The 22,751-nt window shown below is 67.3% G+C and carries 20 protein-coding genes and 1 riboswitch; of the genes, 16 read left to right on the top strand and 4 right to left on the bottom strand.

Annotation, left to right across the window (positions count from 1 at the left end; translation table 11 throughout):
* Positions 1–228 precede the first annotated feature (228 nt).
* Complete coding sequence (locus tag IAE56_RS07705; RefSeq protein WP_200752107.1) at positions 229–1,806, bottom strand: BCCT family transporter; 1,578 nt, start codon at positions 1,804–1,806, stop codon at positions 229–231.
* Positions 1,807–1,988: 182 nt separating this feature from the next.
* A riboswitch (TPP riboswitch) is annotated at positions 1,989–2,090 on the top strand.
* A gap of 84 nt (positions 2,091–2,174) precedes the next feature.
* Between IAE56_RS07705 and thiC the strand changes: the two genes are divergently transcribed.
* The 6 genes from thiC to IAE56_RS07675 all read left to right on the top strand — a co-directional run bounded on the left by thiC (position 2,175) and on the right by IAE56_RS07675 (position 11,613).
* Positions 2,175–3,971 (top strand): phosphomethylpyrimidine synthase ThiC, encoded by a 1,797-nt coding sequence (gene thiC / locus IAE56_RS07700; protein ID WP_200752106.1) that lies wholly within the window; start codon positions 2,175–2,177, stop codon positions 3,969–3,971.
* 70 nt (positions 3,972–4,041) lie between these two features.
* Positions 4,042–4,713, top strand: coding sequence for an ion channel (locus tag IAE56_RS07695; protein ID WP_200752105.1), 672 nt, complete (start codon positions 4,042–4,044; stop codon positions 4,711–4,713).
* A 258-nt stretch (positions 4,714–4,971) separates the two neighbouring features.
* Positions 4,972–7,284 (top strand): winged helix-turn-helix domain-containing protein, encoded by a 2,313-nt coding sequence (locus tag IAE56_RS07690; RefSeq protein ID WP_200752104.1) that lies wholly within the window; start codon positions 4,972–4,974, stop codon positions 7,282–7,284.
* A gap of 115 nt (positions 7,285–7,399) precedes the next feature.
* Positions 7,400–8,299 carry a helix-turn-helix transcriptional regulator gene (locus IAE56_RS07685; RefSeq protein ID WP_200752103.1) on the top strand — a complete coding sequence of 300 codons (900 nt, stop codon included), beginning with the start codon at positions 7,400–7,402 and terminating at the stop codon, positions 8,297–8,299.
* 49 nt (positions 8,300–8,348) lie between these two features.
* A complete protein-coding gene (locus IAE56_RS07680; RefSeq protein ID WP_200752102.1) occupies positions 8,349–11,204 on the top strand; it encodes a TonB-dependent receptor in 2,856 nt (951 codons plus the stop codon).
* Positions 11,205–11,400: 196 nt separating this feature from the next.
* Entirely contained in the window at positions 11,401–11,613 is a 213-nt protein-coding gene (locus tag IAE56_RS07675) for a hypothetical protein (RefSeq protein ID WP_200752101.1), read from the top strand.
* A gap of 54 nt (positions 11,614–11,667) precedes the next feature.
* Here the strand turns inward: IAE56_RS07675 and IAE56_RS07670 are convergent, their stop codons facing one another.
* Positions 11,668–12,789 carry an HDOD domain-containing protein gene (locus IAE56_RS07670; protein ID WP_108769918.1) on the bottom strand — a complete coding sequence of 374 codons (1,122 nt, stop codon included), beginning with the start codon at positions 12,787–12,789 and terminating at the stop codon, positions 11,668–11,670.
* Positions 12,790–12,940: 151 nt separating this feature from the next.
* On the bottom strand, positions 12,941–13,477 hold the full coding sequence (ppa, locus tag IAE56_RS07665) for an inorganic diphosphatase (RefSeq protein WP_005410935.1): 537 nt from the start codon (positions 13,475–13,477) through the stop codon (positions 12,941–12,943).
* A gap of 186 nt (positions 13,478–13,663) precedes the next feature.
* Here ppa and IAE56_RS07660 point away from each other — a divergent pair, with 186 nt between their 5' ends.
* The 5 genes from IAE56_RS07660 to IAE56_RS07640 all read left to right on the top strand — a co-directional run bounded on the left by IAE56_RS07660 (position 13,664) and on the right by IAE56_RS07640 (position 19,360).
* Positions 13,664–14,161 (top strand): hypothetical protein, encoded by a 498-nt coding sequence (locus IAE56_RS07660; RefSeq protein WP_200752100.1) that lies wholly within the window; start codon positions 13,664–13,666, stop codon positions 14,159–14,161.
* A 20-nt stretch (positions 14,162–14,181) separates the two neighbouring features.
* Positions 14,182–14,637 (top strand): hypothetical protein, encoded by a 456-nt coding sequence (locus tag IAE56_RS07655; protein WP_234455955.1) that lies wholly within the window; start codon positions 14,182–14,184, stop codon positions 14,635–14,637.
* Positions 14,638–14,719: 82 nt separating this feature from the next.
* The gene (locus IAE56_RS07650) at positions 14,720–15,220 is read left to right on the top strand and encodes an RNA polymerase sigma factor (RefSeq protein ID WP_108769915.1); all 501 of its coding nucleotides are present in this window, start codon (positions 14,720–14,722) and stop codon (positions 15,218–15,220) included.
* Between the two features lie 103 nt (positions 15,221–15,323).
* Entirely contained in the window at positions 15,324–16,289 is a 966-nt protein-coding gene (locus IAE56_RS07645) for a FecR domain-containing protein (RefSeq protein ID WP_200752098.1), read from the top strand.
* A 155-nt stretch (positions 16,290–16,444) separates the two neighbouring features.
* Positions 16,445–19,360, top strand: coding sequence for a TonB-dependent receptor (locus tag IAE56_RS07640; protein ID WP_200752097.1), 2,916 nt, complete (start codon positions 16,445–16,447; stop codon positions 19,358–19,360).
* Positions 19,361–19,452: 92 nt separating this feature from the next.
* Here the strand turns inward: IAE56_RS07640 and IAE56_RS07635 are convergent, their stop codons facing one another.
* Positions 19,453–19,710 (bottom strand): DUF2789 domain-containing protein, encoded by a 258-nt coding sequence (locus IAE56_RS07635; protein ID WP_108769912.1) that lies wholly within the window; start codon positions 19,708–19,710, stop codon positions 19,453–19,455.
* 110 nt (positions 19,711–19,820) lie between these two features.
* Between IAE56_RS07635 and IAE56_RS07630 the strand changes: the two genes are divergently transcribed.
* The 5 genes from IAE56_RS07630 to IAE56_RS07610 are packed head-to-tail and all read left to right on the top strand — an operon-like array spanning position 19,821 to position 22,746.
* On the top strand, positions 19,821–20,411 hold the full coding sequence (locus tag IAE56_RS07630; RefSeq protein ID WP_200752096.1) for a biliverdin-producing heme oxygenase: 591 nt from the start codon (positions 19,821–19,823) through the stop codon (positions 20,409–20,411).
* A 13-nt stretch (positions 20,412–20,424) separates the two neighbouring features.
* On the top strand, positions 20,425–20,889 hold the full coding sequence (locus IAE56_RS07625; RefSeq protein ID WP_108769910.1) for a YbaN family protein: 465 nt from the start codon (positions 20,425–20,427) through the stop codon (positions 20,887–20,889).
* Positions 20,876–21,604: a tonB-system energizer ExbB gene (gene exbB / locus IAE56_RS07620; RefSeq protein WP_200752095.1), complete on the top strand. Its 729-nt coding sequence runs from the start codon at positions 20,876–20,878 to the stop codon at positions 21,602–21,604. The genes IAE56_RS07625 and exbB overlap by 14 nt, the downstream gene beginning before the upstream one ends.
* A complete protein-coding gene (gene exbD / locus IAE56_RS07615; protein WP_200752094.1) occupies positions 21,605–22,030 on the top strand; it encodes a TonB system transport protein ExbD in 426 nt (141 codons plus the stop codon). It begins immediately after the preceding gene.
* Positions 22,027–22,746, top strand: a complete 720-nt coding sequence (locus IAE56_RS07610; RefSeq protein ID WP_200752093.1) for an energy transducer TonB — start codon at positions 22,027–22,029, stop codon at positions 22,744–22,746. Before exbD ends, IAE56_RS07610 begins: the two co-directional genes overlap by 4 nt.
* Positions 22,747–22,751: the final 5 nt, after the last annotated feature.

The following is a 22,751-nucleotide window of genomic DNA, read 5'->3' as shown; positions in this document are numbered from 1 at the left end:
GGCGTGGATCTACTGCCGTCACCGGGAAATTGTCGGAGGCGGGGAGGGGACAGTTGGCGGGACCGTCCACGGCATGGATGCCGTGGCCGAGCCTACAGGGACGTACTTGCGGCGTGTCCCGCCAGCTGTCCCCTCCCCGCCAAACCAGCATCAACCCAGAGCCGCTCCTGCTTCGGCCGTAGCCGTTGCATTGAGCAGGTGCAGGGCTGCAAGCCCTGCAAAACACCCTCAACCCTGATCCTGCGCCCGCGCCGCCTCCGCCTGCGTCTCCTCCTGCGCCGCCATCTCCCGCGCAATCCACGCATCGATCATGTGCCGCTGCCGCTGCGCCTGCCGCCGCTCCCGCGTGTACTCCTGGTCCAGCACCCGGTACAGCGACACCATCACCAGCACCATCAACAGCGCGAACGGCAATGCCGCGATCGTGATCATCCCCTGCAGCGCATCCAGGCCGCCGGCCAGCAGCAGCGCACCGGCTATCAGCGCGATGCCCACGCCCCAGGCCAGCTTGCGCTTCAGCGGCGGATCGCCCGCCTCGTCGGTCGACATGCTCGCCAGCACCAGCACGGCCGAATCGGCCGAGGTCACGAAGAAGATCATCAGCAGCACCAGCGCGATGCACGACAGCAGCAACGGCATCGGCATGCTGTCAAACAGGGTGAACAGCACCGTCTCGTAGCCATTGCCCAGCGCCTGCACCAGATCGGCGTGGCCGAAGATCTGCGACCAGATGGCCGTGCCGCCGAATACCGAGAACCAGAAGAAGCCCAGCAGCGTCGGTGCCAGCACCACGCCCACCACGAACTCGCGCACGCTGCGACCGCGCGAGATGCGGGCGATGAACGAACCGACGAAGGGCGCCCAGGAGATCCACCACGCCCAGTAGAAGATCGTCCAGTCGGCCACCCACGTGCTCGACGAGAACGGCGACATGCGCAGGCTCATCGTCACCAGCTGGTTGAGGTAGGAGCCCAGCGTGGTGGTGAAGGTATTGAAGATCGCACCGGTGGGGCCGAGCACCAGCACCAGGGCCAGCAGCAGCGCCGCCAGCGCCAGGTTGAAGTTGGACAGCCATTTGATGCCCTTGTCCACGCCACTGAGCGTGGACGCCATGTACAGCACGAAGGCCACCGCGATGATGGTCGGCTGCAGTGGCACGCCCGCATGCAGCCCGAAGATGCGCTGCACGCCGGCAGCGATCTGGATGGTGCCGAAGCCCAGCGTGGTGGCGACGCCAATGGCGGTGGCGACGACGGCGGCGACGTTCACCACCTTGCCGATCCAGCCGCGATGGTGGCGGCCGATGATCGGCTGCAGCATGTCACTGACCAGGCCACGTCCGTTGCGGTTGAACTGGAACCAGGCCATCGCCAGGCCGATCAGTGCGTAGATCGCCCACGGGTGCAGGCCCCAGTGGAAGAACGCGTACCGCATCGAAGCGCGCGCGGCGTCCATGCTCTGCGGGGCGATGCCTTCCGGTGGCTTGCTGAAATGCGAGATGGGTTCGGCCGCGCCCCAGAACACCAGGCCGATGCCCATGCCGGCGGCGAACAGCATCGACATCCAGCTGGCACGCGAGAATTCGGGTTCGGCATCTTCGCCGCCGATGCGCAGGTTGCCGAAGCGACCGAACGCCAGGTACATCAGGAAGACCAAGGCGAGGAACACGACCAGCAGGTAGAGCCACCCGATGCCGCGGATGAGTTCGCCGAGGATGCTCTGCACGACGCTGTTGAAGGGGCCAGGTGCGACACCGGCGAGCAGCACAAGCAGCAGGACCAGTGCGATGGAAACGCGAAACACCATGAAGGAGCTTCTCCGATCAAGGGATTGAGGGGAGCGAGCCAGAGCTTGCAGCGAGGGCCACGCATGCGGCACCGCATCACGTTACTGAACGGAATGTCATCGTTCCGTTAACGGTGGGTCGGATCCCGTTGCCCAGCAACGGGCTCTGACCCCTGTCCCCACACCTTCGTGCTCTAATGCGCAGCAAGAAGCGGGGGTACCGCGGCCTGGTGGTCGCGGTTGAGATAGTCCCTTGGAACCTGATCCGGCTCATACCGGCGTAGGGAAGCTTTGCAGTGCTGCCGTGCCCGGAGTCCGCCCAAGGACCGTCCGGGCGCGGTGCGCAGTGCGCCGCCGCTTCGTCCCTGACCTTTCCTGGACGATGCCCGATGAACGCACAGCTCTCCGCCCTGCAGCAGCAGGCCCAGCAACTCTCCGAATCGGTGATCCAGCCGATCGCCGGTTCGCGCAAGATCCATGTGCCGGGCTCGCGCCCCGATGTGCGCGTGCCCATGCGCGAAATCGTGCTATCCCGCACGCCCGCGTTGTTTGGCGGCGGCGAGAACGCGCCGGTCACGGTGTATGACACCTCCGGTCCCTACACCGACCCCCAGGTGCAGATCGATCTCTCCGCAGGCCTGCCGGCGCTGCGCCGCGGTTGGGTCGAGGAGCGGGGCGACACCGAACAGCTCGATGGCCTGAGCTCGGCGTTCGGTCGCGACCGCGAACACGATGCGAAGCTCGACCCCGTGCGTTTCCCCGCGCGCAGCCTGCCACGGCGCGCGCGTGCCGGTGCCAACGTCACCCAGATGCATTACGCACGGCGCGGCATCATCACGCCGGAAATGGAATTCGTCGCCATCCGCGAGAACCAGCGGCTCGAGGCGATCCGCGATGCGGCGCTGCTGCAGCAGCATCCGGGGCAGTCGTTCGGCGCCGCCATCCAGAGCATCATCACCCCCGAATTCGTGCGCGATGAAATCGCCCGCGGGCGCGCGGTGCTGCCCAACAACATCAACCACCCGGAAAGCGAGCCGATGATCATCGGCCGCAACTTCCTCACCAAGATCAACGCCAACATCGGCAACAGCGCGGTGTCCTCGGGCATTGCCGAGGAAGTGGAGAAACTTGTGTGGGCCATCCGCTGGGGCGGCGACACCGTGATGGACCTGTCCACCGGCAAGCACATCCACGAAACGCGCGAGTGGATCATCCGCAACTCGCCGGTGGCGATCGGTACCGTGCCGATCTACCAGGCGCTGGAGAAGGTCGACGGCCGCGCCGAAGCGCTGACCTGGGAAATCTTCCGCGACACGCTGATCGAACAGGCCGAGCAGGGCGTGGACTACTTCACCATCCATGCCGGCGTGCTGCTGCGCTATGTGCCGCTTACCGCCAAACGTGTCACCGGCATCGTCAGTCGCGGCGGCTCGATCATGGCCAAGTGGTGCCTGGCACACCGCAAGGAGAACTTCCTCTACACGCATTTCGAAGACATCTGCGAAATCATGAAGGCCTACGACGTGACCTTCTCGCTGGGGGATGGCCTGCGCCCGGGCTGCATCGCCGATGCCAACGACGCGGCGCAGTTCGGTGAGCTGGAAACGCTGGGCGAACTGACGAAGATCGCCTGGCAGCATGACGTGCAGACCATGATCGAAGGCCCCGGCCACGTGCCGATGCAGCTGATCAAGGAAAACATGGACAAGCAGCTGCACGAATGTGGCGAAGCGCCGTTCTACACGCTGGGGCCGCTGACCACCGACATCGCACCGGGCTACGACCACATCACCAGTGCCATCGGCGCGGCAATGATCGGCTGGTTCGGTACGGCCATGCTCTGCTACGTCACGCCGAAGGAACACCTGGGCCTGCCCAACCGGCAGGATGTGCGCGACGGCATCATGGCCTACCGCATCGCCGCGCACGCGGCAGACCTGGCCAAGGGCCATCCGGGTGCGCAGGTGCGCGACAACGCGTTGAGCAAGGCGCGCTTCGAGTTCCGCTGGGAAGACCAGTTCCACCTCGGGCTGGATCCGGAAAAGGCCAAAGCGTTCCATGACGAGACGCTGCCGAAGGATGCGCACAAGCAGGCGCACTTCTGTTCGATGTGCGGTCCGAACTTCTGCTCGATGAAGATCACCCAGGATGTGCGTGACCATGCCGAAGCGGGGTGGCAGCGGTAGCGCCCGGCGCTACCACCACGCATCCACGCTGCACCGGCTATCCTCGCGCCACCACACAGGGAAGCACGCCATGCCCGTTGCCATCACCACCCGCTGGCTGGCCATCGCCCGCCGTCATCCGTCGGCCTGGCTGCTGGGCGCACAACTGATCGCGGTGATGTTGTATCCGGCACTGGATGACACCGCAGGCGGGCGCGCCGCGTTGGGTGTGTTCGGCATGGCGGTGCTGGGGCTTGCGCTGTGGGTGGTGCAGCGCAGCCCACTGGGAACGTGGCTGGCGCTGCTGCTGGCCATCCCGTCGGTGGTGTTTTCCATTGCCGCGGCACTGCTGGACCGACCCGCGCTCGGAACCACGGCGCAGCTGCTGGAAAGCCTGCTGTATTTCTATACGGCAGGCGCGCTGATCGCCTACATGCTGCAGGACCATAAGGTCACCCGCGATGAACTGTTTGCCGTTGGTGCTACGTTCACGTTGCTCGCGTGGGGATTCGCGTTCGCATTTGCGGTCTGCCAGCAGTGGTATCCGGGCAGTTTCCAGGGCAGTGGAGAGGGTCCGCAGCGCAGCTGGATGGAACTGCTTTATCTGAGCTTCAGCTTGCTGTCCGGGGTGGGGCTCAGCGACGTCGTTCCGCTGCATCCACAGGCACGCGCATTGGTCATGCTGGAGCAGTTTTCCGGTGTTATGTACGTCGCTCTGGTGGTTTCGCGACTGGTCGGATTGACCATGATCCGGCGTCTGTGAAAATGAACCCCAGATAAAAATTTCGCGCCCAAAGGGGCGCGAATGATGTTGCTGCTTATGTGAATGCGTCGGCGAGAGAGAGCCTGATGTCCACCACGCATAGGCGAGGTAACCTGCATAGGCTAATATTCGCGCGCTTCGTTTTTTTTGCGGTATGCGCCGATGCTTTTTGCGGAATCTGGCTTCTCGCTGTGCCTCGGACGGAATCGTGTCGATTGGCAGTTGCCTCCGTGGCCCGTTTCAGACCTTTAGCAACACATGACCAGCGAAACCCAGCCGCCTGAAGCCGACCGCATACGGATCGGCGATTGCACCGTGACGTTGTCCTCGCGCGAGGTTGACGTCGTGGGTGTGCGTCGCCCGCGCCGGCTCACGCCGAAAGCGCTGGGCGTGCTGCGCGTGCTGCTGCGGCAACCGGGTCGCGTGGTCACCCGCGAAGAGCTGTTCGCGGAAGTGTGGCCGGATACGCTGCCGACCAATGATGTGCTGACCCAGGCCGTGACGCAGCTGCGCAAGGCGTTCAGCACCGACCAGGACAACGGCCAGACCTACATCGAAACCATCGCCAAGACCGGCTATCGATTGCTGGTGCCGGTGCAGGTGCTGGCCGATGCCGTGCCTGAAGGTGCGGAGGACGCGGCATCGCCCGAAGCGCTGGCCGTTGATGAACCCATGGCGGTGCTGCAGCCGGCAGCGAATGCGGCGGCGCGCCGTCGCTGGCGCTACTGGCGTCGTCGCCTGCTGCTGGCGCTGGGCGTGGCGATGCTGCTCGCGTTGCTGGTGCTGACGGTGTTGCTGGTGCGGCGTCCGTCGCCGGTGAGCTCGCCGGTGGATGCGGCGGTGGAAGATGGCACCCGCGTGATCGGCAGCCCCGAACGCCCGTATCGCCTGATCACCGCCACCGCCGGTTTCGAGACCTATCCCACGTTGTCGCCGGACGGTTCGCAGGTTGCCTATGAAGGCGCGAACGAGGACGGCAAGGGCGGCAACGCGATCAAGGTGCAGACCTCGGGCAACGCGCCGGCACGCCAGCTGCTGTCGCCGCCGGAAGGCGCCAACGATCGTTTCCCGACCTGGTCACCGGATGGCCGCGAGATTGCCTTTGCACGCTTTGGTGCCAACGGCAGCTGCCAGGTGCTGGTGGCCAGTGCCACCGGCGGCGCGCTGCGCCAGGCCACGCGGTGCGATGGCACCGAACTGCTGAGCTTTGACTGGACGCCGGACGGCCGTGGCCTGGTGTTCGGCAGCATGGTCGGCCGCTACGCCCATCGCGGCATCCGTGTGCTGGATCTGCCCACCGGGCAGTGGCGGGCGATCGACTACGCGGTGGACGAGGACGATTTCGACTATGCGCCGCGCTATTCGCCCGATGGCCGCTGGCTGGTGTTCGTGCGCAATCCTCAGCTGGGCGATCTGTGGCGCGTGCCGGCCACGGGCGGCACGCCCGAACAGCTGACCAATGAATCGGCCGAGCTGCGTGGCTGGGCCTGGCTAGGCGATGGCCGCACCATCGTGTTCGGCCGCCGCGTCGACAGCGAAGCCCGTCTGTACTACCTGGACGTGGCACGGCGCACCCTGCGTGATGCCGGCCTGGATGATGCGCAGTGGCCGGCGGTGTCGCGCCGCGGCGACATGCTCGCCTTCGTGCACCGGCGCGCCCAGTTCGGCGTGTTCAGGATGTCGACGACCGGTGGCAGCGAGCGCCTGTTTGCCTCCAGCGGTCGTGACGCCCAGCCGATGCTGGCGCCCGATGGCCACCAGCTGGTCTTCAGTTCCGACCGCTCCGGCAGCTTCGCGCTGTGGTGGGCCGACCTGCAGCGACCCGATTCGTTGCGGCCGATCGAGGGGCTGCGCCCGGAAGCGCGGCAGGCCCCGGACTGGTCGGAGGACAGCCGCCAGGTGCTGGTGGTGGGCCGCGATGATCACGGCAACGCGGTGGTCTATGAGATCGCGCCCCGCGACGAGCGATTGCAGCTGCTTCCGGTGCCGGTCGAGCAACCCCTGCAGGTGCTGTACGGGGCGAACCCGGACCAGCTGCTGGTGCTCGAGCGCGACGCGGACCAGCACACCCGCCTGAGCCTGTTCGACCGCAGCAGCCAGCCGTGGCGGCGCCTGGCCAGCGTGGAAGGCGTCTCCCAGGCGCGTTTCGACCGCAGCGGCGGGCGGGTGGTGTTCACCCGGTTGGCGGCCAGCGGGCTGTGGTCGATCGATCCGGCCCTGGACCAGGCCAGTGTCCAGCAGATCAGCCAGGACCGGCCCAGCCGCTGGCGCTACCGGACCTGGACCGTGGCCGGGCAGGGCGGCGTGGATTACCTCGGTACCAGCAATGCCTGCGCCACCACCCTGGTGCGCCTGCGCGGCAATCACGAGGAGCCGGAGCGCTGCCTGGATGCGCAGCGGCTCAGTGCCGGCAACGGCCTGAGCGCCAGCGCCGATGGAAACGACCTGTATCTGGCCCTGGCGGTCACCGACGGGGCGGACATCGGCGTCATGCACCTGCCCAAGGCGGCGCCGTCGCTGTTCCCTGCCTTCAGCAAGTTGTTGATCTTCAACGACAATGGGCCTTCGTAATTTCTTCGTGACGCTCTCGTCGCGAATTCGTGGCGATCTCGTCAGACTTTCCTGACGCGGAAGCACCTGATTGGGCAAAACGGAGGCCTGTACTTGGCAAATCCGTGGTGCCCACATGCGTCAACTTTCCCTGGCCGATCGCGGCCAAACCGTGTCCCTCGACAAGGCCGTCGACGATGTAGCCCCGACCTGCCTGGGCGTTGCCCGCCTGGGCAGCCTGCAGACCGCCGGCGTCAACTTCACCGTCTGGATGCAGGTGCGTGGCACCTCCTGGGTGGAAGCGAAGGAAGGCCGGTTCCGGCTGCGCCAGGGTGAGTGGATCGCGTTCGAGAAGGAATCGCGCCCGCTGGTGCAGGCCGGCCGCAATGGCCTGTGCGTGGGCCTGAGCCTGAATCCGGAGGCGCTGCGGGTGCTGGCCGAGCTGGCCGACTGCGGTCTGTACGCCGGCCGTGGCCGGATGAGCCGCAGCGACGCCCGCGTCGGCCTGCGCCTGTGGCGTGAGGCACTGGCCAATGGCCTGCCGGCGCCGTCGCTGCGTCCGCTGCTGCTGCACCTGGCCGGCCTGCAGCGCAGCCTGGCGGACAACGTGCAGCGCTGCCCGGGCCGCTCGCGCAGCCGCAAGCGCCAGGTGTTCGGTCGCATGCAGCGCGCCCGCCTGTACCTGGAAGGCAACAGTCACCGCGTGGTGCGCATCGGCGAACTGGCCGAGCTGACCAACTTCTCCAGCTGGTATCTCTCCAAGACCTTCCAGAGCCTGTACGAGGAAAGCCCGCAGTCGCTGTCGGCACGCCTGCGGCTGGAGCGTGCGGCGGATCTGCTGCGCGACACCGACATGATGGTCGGCGAAGTGGCTGCGGCCAGTGGCTTCGACAACTGCTGCAGCTTCGCCCGTGCCTTCCGTGCGCGCTATGGCACCTCCGCTTCGCGTTTTCGTGAAAACGGCGCGAAGCTTCCGCCACAATCGGCAAAGTCTCCGGGTGTGTCGCGCAAATACAGCGCTGCAACGCAATCGTAACGTGCTGGGGTGTTTTAACACGCTGCTAACACGTACCTTGGAGAGATTGATGAACTTCCGTAATCCCGCAGTGCGGCTCGGCCTCCTGCCGGCCGGCATTGCGCTGGCGCTGACGCCGGCGTTTGCTTCCGCTCAGGAAGCGGCTTCTGGCACCACCGACCTCGATCGTATTTCGGTCACCGGTTCGCGCATCCGCGGCGCCGCCATGGAGACCCAGCAGCCGATCCTGACGATGACCCGTGAAAGCCTGGAAAAGCAGGGCTTCTCGAGCGTCGCTGACGTGCTGAACAACCTGACCTCGGCGGGTTCGCCGGCAATCTCGCGTTCGGAGTCCCTGGCTTCGGGCGAAAACGTCGGCGGCTACTACGTCGACATCCGCAACCTGGGCGCCGAGCGCACCCTGGTGCTGATGAACGGCAAGCGCCTGGGCGCGACCACCTCGGGTCTGCAGGACCTGAGCCAGATCCCGATGTCGGCCGTTGAGCGCATCGAGATCCTGAAGGACGGCGCCTCCTCGATCTACGGTTCGGATGCCATCGCCGGCGTCGTGAACGTGATCACCCGCAAGAACTTCGACGGTGGCGAAGCCCAGGTCTACGTTGGCCAGTACGGCAACGGCGACGGCGACACCGAAACCTACTCGATGACCCTCGGTGCCCGCGGTGAGCGTGGCAGCCTGACCCTGTCGGCCGAGTACAACAAGCAGGATCCGGTGTGGGCCAAGGACCGTTGGTACAGCCGCGATGGCGCGCTGGGTCCGAACTCGACCTCGGCTGACTGGAGCCCGATCAGCCAGAACAGCAGCTGGTGCAACCCGACCCTGTACAACTGCAGCAGCAAGGATGCGGTGTGGCAGACCCTGAACCAGGGCGGCAACCCGAAGAACGCAGCTGACTACCACGAGCTGACCGAAGACGAATACGCCAACGCCAATGAGCAGATGACCCTGCTGACCGGCGTCAAGCGCAAGTCCGTCTACATCAACGGCACCTACGACTTCACCGATTCGATCAGCCTGAACACTGACCTGCTCTACAACGAGCGTCAGACGTTCCAGCAGATCGCCGGCTACCCGTACCAGTCCGCTGCCAGCAACATCAACACCCCGCTGAGCGGCAGCAGCGCCTTCAACCCGGTCAACCAGGACGTCAGCTTCCGCCGTCGCCTGTGGGAAGTGCCGCGCACCACCGACAGCCAGCTGAAGACCCTGCGCTTTGCGCCGACCGTCAGCGGCTACTTCGACTTCGCCGGCAAGACCTTCGATTGGGACGTCGGCGCGCTGTGGAACCGCAACGAGTCGATCAAGACCAACCGCGGTGACATGAGCCTGATCGCCGCCAAGCAGGCGCTGGGCCCGTCCTTCATCAACGCTGATGGCGTGGCACAGTGCGGTACCTCTGCCAACCCGATCGCGCTGGGCACCTGCCGCCCGTGGAACCCGCTGCTGCCTTACGGCGTCGACGGCCAGGGTTCGCTGGCGAACCAGGACCTGCAGGACTTCCTGTTCCCGACCTTCACCACCCGCGGCATCACCAAGACCACCAGCTTCACCGCCAACCTGGCCGGTTCCATCGTGACCCTGCCGGCCGGCGACCTGGGCTTCGCCCTGGGTGTCGAGCACCGCAAGGAAGAAGGCAGCTACGTGCCGGACGCCTTCGCGCAGTCGGGCCAGTCCACCGGCCTGGGCCAGAAGCCGACCCGCGGTGAGTACGATCTGAACGAGGTCTACCTCGAACTGAACGTGCCGCTGCTGGCCGACGTGGCCTTCGCCAAGGAACTGACCCTGAACGTTGCCAGCCGTTATTCGGACTACAGCAACTTCGGTGGCACCACCAACAGCAAGTTCGGCCTGACCTGGCGTCCGATGGACGGCCTGCTGGTCCGTGGTACCTACGCTGAAGGCTTCCGTGCTCCGACCATCAGCGACCTGTACGGTGGCCTGAGCTCGAGCTTCGAGTCGTACATCGATCCCTGCGGTGTCTCCGCACCGGGTTCGGTCAACGGCAACGGCCCGTGCACCACCGCCGGCGTGCCGGTCGGTTACACCCAGGTCGGCCAGGGTGGCAAGGTCTGCTCGACCCTGCCGTGCCAGTCGGGTGACCAGTTCATTTCGGGTGCCAACCCGAACCTGAAGCCGGAAACCTCGAAGAGCACCACCTTCGGTCTGGTGTGGAGCCCGCAGTTCGTGCAGGGCCTGGACCTGTCGCTGGATTGGTACAAGTACGAAATCAGCGACATGATCATTGCTGACAGCGTCGACCGCATCCTGCGCGACTGCTACGTGCTGGGCAACTCGGCCCGTTGTGCGGACGTTGTCCGTGCCGACGACGGCCACGTCAGCGCCATCACCTACGGCACCGCCAACCTCGGCAAGATGGAAACCGAAGGTTACGACCTGGGCGTGAAGTACCGTCTGCCGGAACTGGCCATCGGTCAGTTCAACATCGACTGGACCACCAGCTACACGGCCAAGTACGACGAGCAGGGCCAGAACAGCGACGGCGACAACATCATGATCGGTCGCGTCGGTGAACCCGGCCTGTTCCGCGTGCGTTCGAACCTCGGTGTCAACTGGCAGTACGGCGATTTCGGCGTGAACTACACCGCTCGCTACTACTCCGGCATGAAGGAAGGCTGCATCGACACCGGCGAGTTCTGGTGCAATGCGCCGAACCACTTCGCCAACGGCGAGGCTGACCCGCTGCGCAAGACCGGTTCGAACACCTTCCACGACCTGCAGGTGAGCTACAAGGCACCGTGGGATGCCACCATCGCCCTGGGCGCCAACAACGTGTTCGATCACAAGGGTCCGCTGATGTACTCGGCCCCGAACTCGGCGTTCGCCTACTACGGTGGCTTCGACGTGGGTCGCTTCCTGTACATGAAGTACACCCAGCGCTTCTGATCCATCGAAGCGTCGCTACACGCAACACGGGAGGGCGGACCGAAAGGTCCGCCCTCTTTTCATTTGCGCATGGGGTTTTTCTGAATCTGCAGTAGGGGAAATCCCAACAGACCCGGAGAGAGCAGTGAGTCACGGTCTCGTGCTGTCGCGATCAGCACAGTCAGGCCTGTCCAATGACGGACGCCTGGAGATGGCCATGAAGTCGACGCTCATCCGCAAGATCTCGGCCGCGGTCCTGATGTACGCCACCCTGGTCGGCGCCGTTTCGGCGCAGAACACCATCATCATCTGTGGCGGTGGCGTGTACTGCACGCAGGTCCGCCAGGAGTGCCTGGCGGCCGGCGGCAAGGAATGGTTCTGTGAGGCGCAATGGCGCCGCTGCGTGATTGACGCCTGCCCGCAGCGCTGATCCGCCGATGGCGCGCCCAACCGGGCGCGCCATCGATCTGCCGCGAGGGCAGAATCAGGCTTCGGTGGGTACCAGCCCCATCAGGCTGTTGGCATGCTCGCGCCACTGCGGCAGCTTGTTCAGCACGCCGGCACGCTGCAGGTAGTCCTCGTCCACCGGGTCGCCGTTGACCAGCGCCAGCGCCACGTGCACCGCACCGGTCACCCAGAAGCTGCGCGTGTTGGCGCGCTGCGGCTGCAGGTGGAAGGCCACCGCTTCGATGATCGGCATCGGCAGGCCCCACAGGCCCAGCAGGTAGGCACCGGCTTCGGCATGGCCCGGGCGCGGATCGTCGGCCAGCGCCGGTTCACTGCGCTCATTGCGCACGCCCGGCAGCAGCAGGCCGATATCGGCGAGCAGGGCGGCGGTCGCACCCAGCTCCGCGCTGGATTCGGGCAGCAGGCGCGCGGCCAGGCGCGAGGCCATCAGCGCACGCTGCTGCAGCGAATTGCGCTCTGCAGCCGATAGCGTCGGCGCGGAAAAGACTTCGCTGGCCAGCACCAGGTCGCGCAGCGTGGCCAGGCCCAGGCGGGTCACCGCAGTGCGCAGGTCGGCAATGGTGCGGCCCTGGCTGAAGAACGCCGAATTGGACAGTTGCAGCACCTTGGCCGCGATCGCCGGATCGGCGGCCACCAGCTTGGCCACGTCGGCACTGTCGGTGTCGTCGTCATGCTCCAGCGCCTGGGTCAGGCTCAGGTACAGGTGCGGCGGCGAGGGCAGCTTCTCGATACGGCCGATGGCATCGCGCAGGCGCGGGCTGTCGAGCACCTCGCGCAGCTCTTCCAGGCTGGTCAGTGCTTCCAGCAGCACTTCCGGCGCCAGCGGCAGCGGCAGGAAGCGGTGGGCCACGCCGATCAGGCGCGCCGGCGGCGGCCGGTTGCCGTGCTGGGCATCGACCAGTGCGATACGGATGGTTTCAGGCCGCAGCGTGCGGATCTGACCGAGCAACGTGGTTGCATTGAGGTCGGGCAGCTGCGGGCAGACGATCACCGCATCCACGCCCTGCGCTGCCACCGCGGACATCGCAGTGTGGCCATCGAAGGCGGTCAGCGGCTGCCATTCTTCCCCAAGATCGGCAATGAACTCGCTCAGCTCAGCCGGCAGGCTGGCTGAATCCCCAACTAGCAGAATACGCACGACACATTCCCCTGGCTGTCTCGACGGCGCGCGTCGATGACGTGTGAAGTGACGCAATTTACCTAATACGGCGCCAACAGTGATGGGCCGCAGTGTTGAAACGTGACCAGCATCGCTCCGGCGCGTGGCACCGGAGCGATCCTGTTCAGACTCAGGCCTTGCTGTCGAGGTGGCGCTGGTGCGCCTCGATCAGGATCTGCTTGGCCTCGGCCGCGCCACCCCAACCGTCCAGCTTGACCCACTTGCCCTTTTCCAGGTCCTTGTAGTGCTCGAAGAAGTGGCCGATGCGCTCCAGCCAGTGGCTGGACACCTGGGCGATGTCTTCGACGTGGGCGTAGCCGCTGAAGATCTTCGAGACCGGCACGGCCAGGATCTTCTCGTCGCTGCCAGCCTCATCGCTCATCTTCAGCACGCCGACCGGACGGCAGCGCACGACCGAACCCGGGACCAGCGGCAGCGGCAGCACCACCAGCACGTCGGCCGGGTCGCCATCGCCACACAGGGTGCTCGGCACGTAGCCGTAGTTGCACGGGTAGCGCATCGGGGTCGACAGGATGCGGTCGACGAAGATCGCGCCGGTTTCCTTGTCCACTTCGTACTTCACCGGCTCCGAGTCCTTCGGGATCTCGATGATGACGTTGATTTCTTCCGGCGGGTTCTTGCCGGGCGAGACGAGTTCCAGACCCATGGTGTGCTCCAGGTGGGGGATGTGGACGGATAGCCCACCATTTTATGCCTTTGACGGGCGCTGTGCAGGGTAGGGCGGGGCCGACCTTCGTCGTGGCCCCCGGCGGAGGGGCTGCCGCGGGGTTTCCCGATGGGGGCGGAGCGTGGGGCGGCGCAGGCTGGAGCCTCATTCCCGAGGAGTACCGTCATGACCTGGATACGCTGCTGTGGCCTTGCCGTACTGCTGTCCGTTGCCCCGCCGGCGGTGGCCGGCAGCCATGTCGACCTGGTCGATTTCCCCACCAGCGAAGCCAACTGGGACCGTTTCTACGACCTGGAAGCGGCCCTGATGCGGGGCTTCGACCACCTCTGCGCCGACACGATCTGCGCGGGCGACTACAGCAACTACCGGGTCATGCAGGTGCGCTGCGCCGTGCAGCTGGCGGCGGCGGTGGTCACCCGCTGCGCCTGGGTGGTGGCGGCCAGCGAGCTGCGCGTGCAGCCCGCCACCGGCGAGGTGCAGGTGGACAACGGCCGCTGGGTCTGTCCGGTCGATCTGCTGCCAGGCGTGCCGGTGGAGCAGTTCCATGCGGCGCTGTCAGGCCCGGACGGGGTGGAGGCCCCGTTGCCGGGGCTGGGGCGGGGCCTGTTCGATGGCCTGCTGGGCTGCCTGCAGGGGCCGGGCAACGCTGGGAGGCAGGGATGATGCGCGCGCCACGAATGATGATGGGACTACTGCTGTGCCTGGCCAGCGTGCCCGCGCTCGCCGCTGATCGCTACGTGGATGCGCGCCTCTACCCGGACCCGGCCAGCGGCTGGGAGCGTTTCCGCAGCGTCGAGCGCGCGCTGGTGGCCGGCTTCGATGACGTCTGCGGCGACACCTTCTGCGAAGGCGAGTACTACAACCTGCAGGCCATGCGCCTGCGCTGCTCGGTGGAGCGGGCCAGCGGCCAGGTGGCCGGTTGCATGTGGACCTTTGCCGGCAGCAACAGCTCGGTGCTCGGCGACGGCAGCATCGACGTCGACCTGCGCAGCTATGCCTGCGCGTTGCCGCTGGCCGCGGGCACGCCGCTGGAGAGCCTGCTGCAGGCGCTGGAAGCCGTGCCTCCGCGCGATGCCATCGATGTGCCGTTGCCCGGCACCTCGATCAGCGTCTACGACGGGCTGACTGACTGCCTCTGAGGCGATCCATCATACGCAAACGTGACTGATTCGCATTTACGGAGTAGCATGCGCGCCGCCCCCGTCCGTCCCGTCCTCGCGCATGCCTTCCAATGCCGCCACCCTCACCGAACTGCTGATCCGCGAACGGCCGGCGCTGCTACGCCGGGTGCAGCGCATCCTGGGCGGCGACAGTGGTGCCGAGGACGTGATCCAGGCGGTCTGGTTCAAGGCCCGTGGCGTCGACAACCAGCAGAGCATCGACAACCCGCGGGCCTACCTGTACCGCCTGGCGATCAACCTGGCCACCGATCATGGCCGCGAGTCGACGCGGCGCAACCGCCTGCTGGCCGAGCACTACCTGTGGGAAGAGGAGGACGAGGTGTCCACCGAGGAACAGGTGATGGCCCAGGACGAGCTGCAGCGGGTGCTGGACGCGGCCGGTCACCTGCCCGAGCCGACCCGCAGCATCTTCCGCCTCAACCGGCTGCAGGGCCTGACCCAGGCCGAGATCGCGCGCCGGCTGGGTGTCTCGGTGACCACGGTTGAGAACCACGTACGCAGCGCCCTGGCGCGGTTGGCCTGGGCCCGCGAGGGCCGATGATCGATCGCCCTTGGGGCCCGCTGCGCTTCACACGTCTTGATCCATGGGCCGCACTGCGGTCCCGTCCTTTCCACCGCGCCTGACCGCGACCGCCTGCCAGCCGATGAGCCCGCATTCCCCTTCCAGCGCCCGCGCAGACGACCCCGTGGCCGAACAGGCCCGGGACTGGATCGTGTTCCTGGCCTCCGGCGAGCACAGCGATGCGCGCATGCGGGACTTCAAGGCATGGCTGGCACAGCCGGGGCATCGCCGTGCCTTTGAGCACGAGCGGCGCCTGTGGCGCAGCCTTGCGCCGGCACCGGTGGCATCGGCCGCCGCCACACCGTGTTCCCCGGTCCGCGCGCGTGCGCGTCGACGCCAGCGTCGCCTGCACTGGGCGGCCGCTGCCGCCGCGGCCGTGGCGCTGCTGGTGACCGCACCTGACGCATGGCTGCGGCTGCAGGCCGACCATCGCAGCAACCATCAGGTGCAGGCGGTGCAGTTGCCCGATGGCAGCCGCGCGGTGCTTGATGCCGACAGCGCCATCGCCGTGCACTTCGATGCACACGCGCGCCGCATCGAGCTGCTGCAGGGGCGCGCCTGGTTCGAGGTGACCGCCGATGCGCAGCGACGCTTCAGCGTGGCCGCCGGCAACGGCGTGGTCGAAGACATCTCCACTGCGTTCACCGTGGCCCGTCTCGACGACACGGTGGAAACCGAAGTGGGGCAGGGTCGTGTGCGCGTCGCCAATCCGGTGGATGGCGGCTGGACCTACCTGCAGGTGGGGCAGCGCGCGCGCTACGGCGCGCACAGCGGCGTCACCCGCCTGGCCGACGTGGCAGCCGACCGTGTCGGTGCCTGGCGCCAGGGCGAGCTGCTGCTTGACCAGGCCAACGTGGCCGAGGCCGTGCAGGAAGTGGGGCGCTATCGCCGTGGCCCGACGTTCGTGCGCGGTGATCTGTCGCGCCTGCCGGCGGTCAGCGCGGCGCTGCGCATCGACCAACCGGAACAGGCGCTTGATGCGCTTGCCGCGACCGCCGGCCTGCAGGTCACCCGCCTGCCGTGGGGCGTGGCCATCGTCCACCCGTAGATCCACGCCATGCGTGGATGAATTCACCTTGGGGTTCCAACCACCCCATTCGTCTTACCCCACGAACGTACCCGCCGCCGCCACGTACGTCGTTGTGTCCGCGCCTGGCGCGGATGACGCCGCGCCCGCGGCTCCGTTCCCCTCACAGGTTTCCCATGTCCGACTTCCGTCGTCCGGGCCGCGCACTGCGCCCGTCCCGTCTGTGCATCGCCCTGCTCGCCGCTGGCCTGGCCGGCACCGCGCCGACCGTGCTGGCCCAGTCCAGCACGGCCGCACCTGCCGCGCTGCTGCGCTTCGACATTCCCGCTCAGCCGCTGGATGCCGCGCTGCGCGCCTACATGCGCCAGTCCGGCGTGCAGGTGGCCTATCCGGCCACGCTCGGCAACGGTGTCACCTCGCAGGCGGTCAGTGGCACGCTGTCGTCCAGTGATGCGCTGTCGCGGCTGCTGCAGGGCAGTGGCCTGGTCGCGCGTCGCGTCGGCAGCGATGCGGTGACCCTGGAAGCAGCGCCGGCCCAGGCCGGCAGCGGCGTCATCGTCACCGACACGCTGAGCGTGTCCGGCGAGCACATCGAAGGAGGTGCGGTCAGCGATGAAGCGCGCCTGCTCGACAGCTACCGCAGCGTCGGTTCCACCACCACGATCAACCGTACCCAGCTGGAACGCTTCCGCGGCACGTCCAACGGCGACATCGTCAAGGGCGTGGCTGGCGTCACCGCTGGCGACCCGCGCGTGGGCAACGGCTTCGACGTCAACATCCGTGGCATCCAGGGGCAGAGCCGCGTGCCGGTCATCATCGACGGCGGCCAGTCCAGCATGGACACCTACCGTGGCTACGCCGGCCAGTCGCAGCGGACCTACCTGGACCCGGACCTGATCTCGCGCCTGACCATCACCAAGGGCCCCAGCCTGCAGGCCAACGCCTCCGGCGGCATCGGCGGCGTGGTGGAAATGGAAACGCTGAACGTCGATGACATCCTGCGCGAAGGCCGCGATGTCGGCGTACGCGTGCGTGGTGGCCTGGCCAACAACAGCGCCAACAACCTGCCGGGCTACGACGCCGCACCGCGCACCGACCGTGGCGCCAGTGGCAGCCAGTTCTTCAACGTCGCCGCCGCCGGCCATTGGGATCGCTTCGATCTGGTCGCCGCCTATGCGTACCGCGACAACGGCAACTACTTCTCGGGCAAGCACGGCTACGACGATTTTCCGCAGACGCGGCGCACGCTGGCACCGCTGAACCCGCCGCGCACGGAAGTGTTCAACACGTCCTCGCGGTCGAAGTCGGCGCTGCTCAAGGGCACTTGGCGCATCGATGATGTACAGACCCTGGAGCTGGGCTACCGCCGCTATGAAGGCACGGCGGGCGAGATCATGGCCTCGCAGATCATCCGCGTGGACCGCGACCGCGTGCCGCAGTGGGATCCGGGCCACGTCGACATGGACAGCTACAGCGCGCGCTACCGCTTCAACCCGGACAGCGACAAGGTCGACCTGCGCATCAACGCCTGGTACACCGATACCGACAGCGTGATGTACAACAATCTGACCGGCATCACCCCGTGGTACTACGACCGCCGCACCGAGTGGTACGACGCGCCGAGCTTCAGCGGCAACCCCGGCTACAAGGACGCCTACCGTAACCCGCTGCGGCAGAAGCGTTTCGGCCTGGATGCCAGCAACACCTCGATCTTCGACACCGATGCCGGCCGCTTCACCCTGGATTACGGCCTGTCCTACAGCGATGAGGACATCGCGCCGGGCAGTTCCGCGCCGATCATGCACGACGATCTGGTCAACAACCGTTTCCTGCGCAACGCCGAGCGCAAGGAATACAGCGCCGTGGCGTCGCTGAAGTGGGCGCCGGACGAGCATTGGGAAGTGCAGGCCGGTGGCCGCTGGAACCGCGTGGACGTGCACGACCGCAACCGCCTGGCCACCCCGGACAAGTACGAGGTGCAGGGCCAGTACCGCTACACCGAACTGCTCAACGGCGACCCGAACCTGCCGTCGTGGCGGGCCAAGCGCATCGCGCTGCTGAACTGGTACCCGGACGCCAACGGCGACTTCACCCAGGCCTCGCTGCTGGCCTCGCCGTACGAGCGTGGCACGGTGGCCGACATCGGCGGCTGGAACTTCTACGACGCCGATGCTGCCGAAGACCTGGAAGTGCCGGTCAGCTGGACCTGGTCCAAGCCGATCCGCCGCCGCGACAGCGCGTTCTCGCCGACCGCCAGCGTTGCCTTCCGCTTCAGCGAAGACAGCATGGTCTACCTGAAGTACGCCGAAGGCACCAAGCTGCCGAGCCTGTTCGAGACCACCCTGGGCCTGTTCACCGCGGCCAAGCCGGTGTCCGAACTGAAGCCCGAGCGTGCGCGCAGCTGGGAACTGGGCGCCAGCACGATCCGCCACGACCTGTTCACTGCCGGCGATCGCCTGGCGCTGAAGCTGGCCTACTTCGATACCCGTATCGACGACCTGATCACCCGCGACTACCGCACGCTGTCGGCCGGCCTGATCCGCAACGTCGACCAGTTCAAGGTGTCGGGCATGGAGTTCCAGTCCAGCTATGACAGCGGCAAGCTGTTCGCCGACCTGTCGGCGCACTACTACTTCAAGGCCAAGACCTGCGCGCCGGACGTCGCCGCCGAGCGTCGTGCCTACGGCGTGCAGCGCAAGATCGAGGAGCTGGCCAATACGCCTGACTGCGTCGATGGTGGCTTCGAAGGTTCGTACTCGAACACGCAGAACCCGCCGCGCTACATGGTCAACCTGACCGTCGGCTCGCGCCTGTTCGACGAGCGGCTGACCTTCGGCACCCGCGTGGTCCACAACGCCGGGCCGATCAGCAAGCTGGACAAGGAATGGAACGTCGGCCTGTCGGCGATCCAGCAGCTGTACCGCCCGACCACCCTGGTGGACGTGTTCGCCAGCTGGAGCTTCAACGACCAGCTGTCGGTAGAAGCCAACGTCGACAACCTGACCGACCGCTACTACCTGGACCCGCTGGCCCTGGGCGTGATGCCGGCACCGGGCCGCACCGCGCGCCTGGCCATCACCTGGAAGTACTGACAGACCGGGGTCGGATCCCTTTCCAGCGGAAAGGGCTCTGACCCCGGCACGTCGGTAGCGCCGGGCCATGCCCGGCGTTTCTTCCCGAGCGCTTACAGCCCGCGCGCGGCCTTCACGGCATCTTCGTGCAGCGCCTCATTCAGCTCGTCCACCACGGTGGTCCAGGCGGCATCGGCCTGCAGCGACTCGGCCAGGAACTGACGCTGCGCATCGCTCCAGAACGGCGCATCGGCCACTTCCACTTCCGTGGCCAGCTGGTGCTGGGCGATGAACCCTGCAATGGCCTCGGCGCTGGCGTCCAGGCCCAGCTGCAGGAACAGGTTGGTCATGCTCGGTTCGGTGGTGATCATCGGAAACTGCCTGGCAGGGGAAAGGTAAGCTGCATTATCGACGCATGCCGTCTTGGGGGAAGCCCCTCGCGGCACGTCTCATGATCGACGCTTCCCCCTGGCACTCCCCGATGACCGCGACAACTTCCCCCGACGACAGCCGCAGCGTGCGCCTGAAGGCCGCCACCCGTGACAGCCATGGCGCCCTCGACAAGCGCATCATGGCCGGCGACATCTTCGCCGACCGCGGCAACTTCGCCCGCTTCCTGCGCGTGCAGTACCGCTTCCATCGCAGCATCGACGCGCTGTATGCCAGCCCTGCGCTGGACGCACTGCTGCCGGCCCTGCATGAACGCCGCCGCCTGCAGCAGGTGCGCAGCGACCTGCAGGACCTGGAACAGAGCCTGCCCGGCCAGGACATGGCGCCGCTGGCCGCCGACCTGCCGCTGCCGGCCGCGCTGGGCTGGCTGTACGTGGCCGAAGGCTCCAACCTGGGCGGCACCGTGCTGTACAAGATGGCCGCCGCGCTGGGCCTGGACCGTGACTTCGGCGCCCGCCACCTGGCCGCGCACCCCGATGGTGCCGCCCGCCACTGGCGCGAGTTCACCGCGGCGCTGGACGCGGTGCCGCTGTCGGCCGAAGAGGAACAGCAGGTGATCGATGCGGCCGACGCCGCCTTCCGCAGCGTGCATGGCCACGTTGAAGTGGAATTCGGCGCATGAGCGGCCACCGCTGATGCGCTGGCTCTGGTTCGCGCTGGGCTGGCTGATGGTCGGCCTGGGCGTGATCGGTGCACTGCTGCCGGTGATGCCCACCACCATCTTCCTGATCCTGGCGGTGGGCTGCTTCGCCCGCAGTTCGCCGAAGTTCGAGCAGCGCCTGCTTGCCCATCCGCGCTATGGCCCCTCGCTGCGCCTGTGGCGCGAGCAGGGCGCGGTGTCGCGCAAGGGCAAGGCCTTTGCCAGCGCCGGCATGGCCGTGGGTTTCGTCCTGTTCTGCTGGGGTGCGCACCCCTCCTGGCGCCTGCTGCTGGGCGTGGGCCTGTTCTTCGCGGCCAGCGCCGGCTACGTGCTGAGCCGGCCGGCACCACGGCTTGATCCCACACCGCTGGTGGACGTGGGCGATGCCGAAACGCGTGCGGCCCGCCGCCGCGCGTCTACTCCCGATTCTGATGGAACCCCCGACGATGCTGCCTGCTGACCTTGCGCCCCTGGCCGCTCCCGCCCTCACTCCGTGGGGCATGTACCTGGCCGCCGACGTGGTGGTCAAAGCCGTGATGATCGCGCTGGCCGTCGCCTCGCTGGCCACCTGGACCGTGCTGCTGGCCAAGGGCTGGGAGTTGTCACGGCAGGCGCGCGCGCTGCGTGCGGCACGTGCGCGGCTGCTGGAGACGCCGAGCCTGCCCGCTGACGATGCGGATGCCGCGCTCGCCGAAGGCACTGCTGCGGCGATGCTGCACGCGGCCCGCAGCGAACTGCGCCTGTCGCAGGATCTGGACAGCCGCGACGGCATAAAGGAGCGCGTCGCCTCGCGCCTGGACCGGCTGGAACTGGAGACCGCGCGCGTGCAGCGGCGTGGCATCGGCGTGCTCGCCAGCATCGGGGCGGTGGCGCCGTTCGTGGGCCTGTTCGGCACCGTGTGGGGCATCATGAACAGCTTCATCGGCATCGCCCACAGCAACACCACCAATCTGGCCGTGGTTGCGCCGGGCATCGCCGAGGCGCTGCTGGCCACCGCGCTGGGCCTGGTCGCGGCGATTCCGGCGGTGCTGGTCTACAACCATTTCAGCCGTGTGCTGGCCGGCCTGCGTGGTCTGCTCGGCGATCTCTCGGCGGCCGTGCAGCAGCTGGTGTCGCGCGACCTGGACCGTGCCGCCACGCGTGCACCGGCCAGCGCCCTGCGCGCGGTGCTTTGAATGGCGATCAGGACCGCGTCCGACCGCGACGACACGCCCGAAGAAGCGCACGAGATCAATGTCACGCCCTTCATCGACGTGATGCTGGTGCTGCTGATCATCTTCATGGTGGCCGCACCGCTGGCCACCGTCTCGGTACCGGTGCAGCTGCCGGCCAGCAGCGCACAGGCCACGCCCAGCGAGCAGGCGCCGGTGTACGTGACCGTGCAGGCCGACCTGTCGCTGCGCGTGGGCGAACAGCCGGTGGCGCGCGACGGGCTGGGTGCCGCATTGCAGGCGGCGACGCAGGGTGACGCCGAGCAGCGCATCTACCTGCGTGCCGACCAGCGCGTGGCCTATGGCGAACTGATGGCGACCCTGGATGCACTGCGCGCGGCGGGCTACCTGAAGGTGGCCCTCGTCGGCCTGGAGCAGGGCGCGCGATGAACACACTGCGGCGCTGGGCGACCAGCCTGGCGATCGTGCTGCTGGTGCACGCCGTGCTGATTGGCGGGGTGTGGTGGTGGCAGGCGCGCGCGGCACCGGTCACCCCGGTGGCGCCGCCGGCCGCGTTGATGCTGGAGCTTGCGCCGACCGTGCAGGCACCGCTGGCACCGCCGCGCGCGCTGCCGACCGGGCCGTTGCAGCAGGAACAGCAGAAGCGCGAGACCGTTCGCGAACACGCGCCCGCGCCGAAGGTGCCGCCGCAGCCGAAGGGCGACGTGGTGCCGAAGCCGCAGGTGCCGGCCAGCACCGCGCAGGACAGCGCGGACGCCACTGTCGAGCGCAGCACGGCACCACCGGAGGTTCCCGCCGAAGCCAGCGAGCGCTACGCAGCGCAGCAGACCACGGCCGGCGAGCGCAGCCGCGCCAACGCCACCTGGCAGGGCCGGTTGCTGGGCCATCTGCAGCAGCACCGGCGCTATCCGCGCCAGTCCGAACGGCTGCGCCAGCAGGGCGTGGTCTACGTACGGTTCGCCGTGTACCGCGATGGGCGCGTATCCGGCGCGCGCATCGAACGCGGCAGTGGCTTCGCGTTGCTGGACCAGGAAACGCTGGAGACCGTGCAGCGCGCCAGCCCCGTGCCGGCGCCGCCGGCCGAGGTGGCCGGCGACCCGGTGGAAGTGATGGTGCCGGTCGCGTTCTACCTGCGCGGCCGCTGACCGGC

It is taken from the genome of Stenotrophomonas sp. S41, assembly GCF_016624625.1.
Taxonomy (GTDB): Bacteria; Pseudomonadota; Gammaproteobacteria; order Xanthomonadales; family Xanthomonadaceae; genus Stenotrophomonas.
The sequence above is the reverse complement of the archived record's forward strand: the minus strand, read 5'-3'. Positions and strand labels throughout refer to the sequence as shown.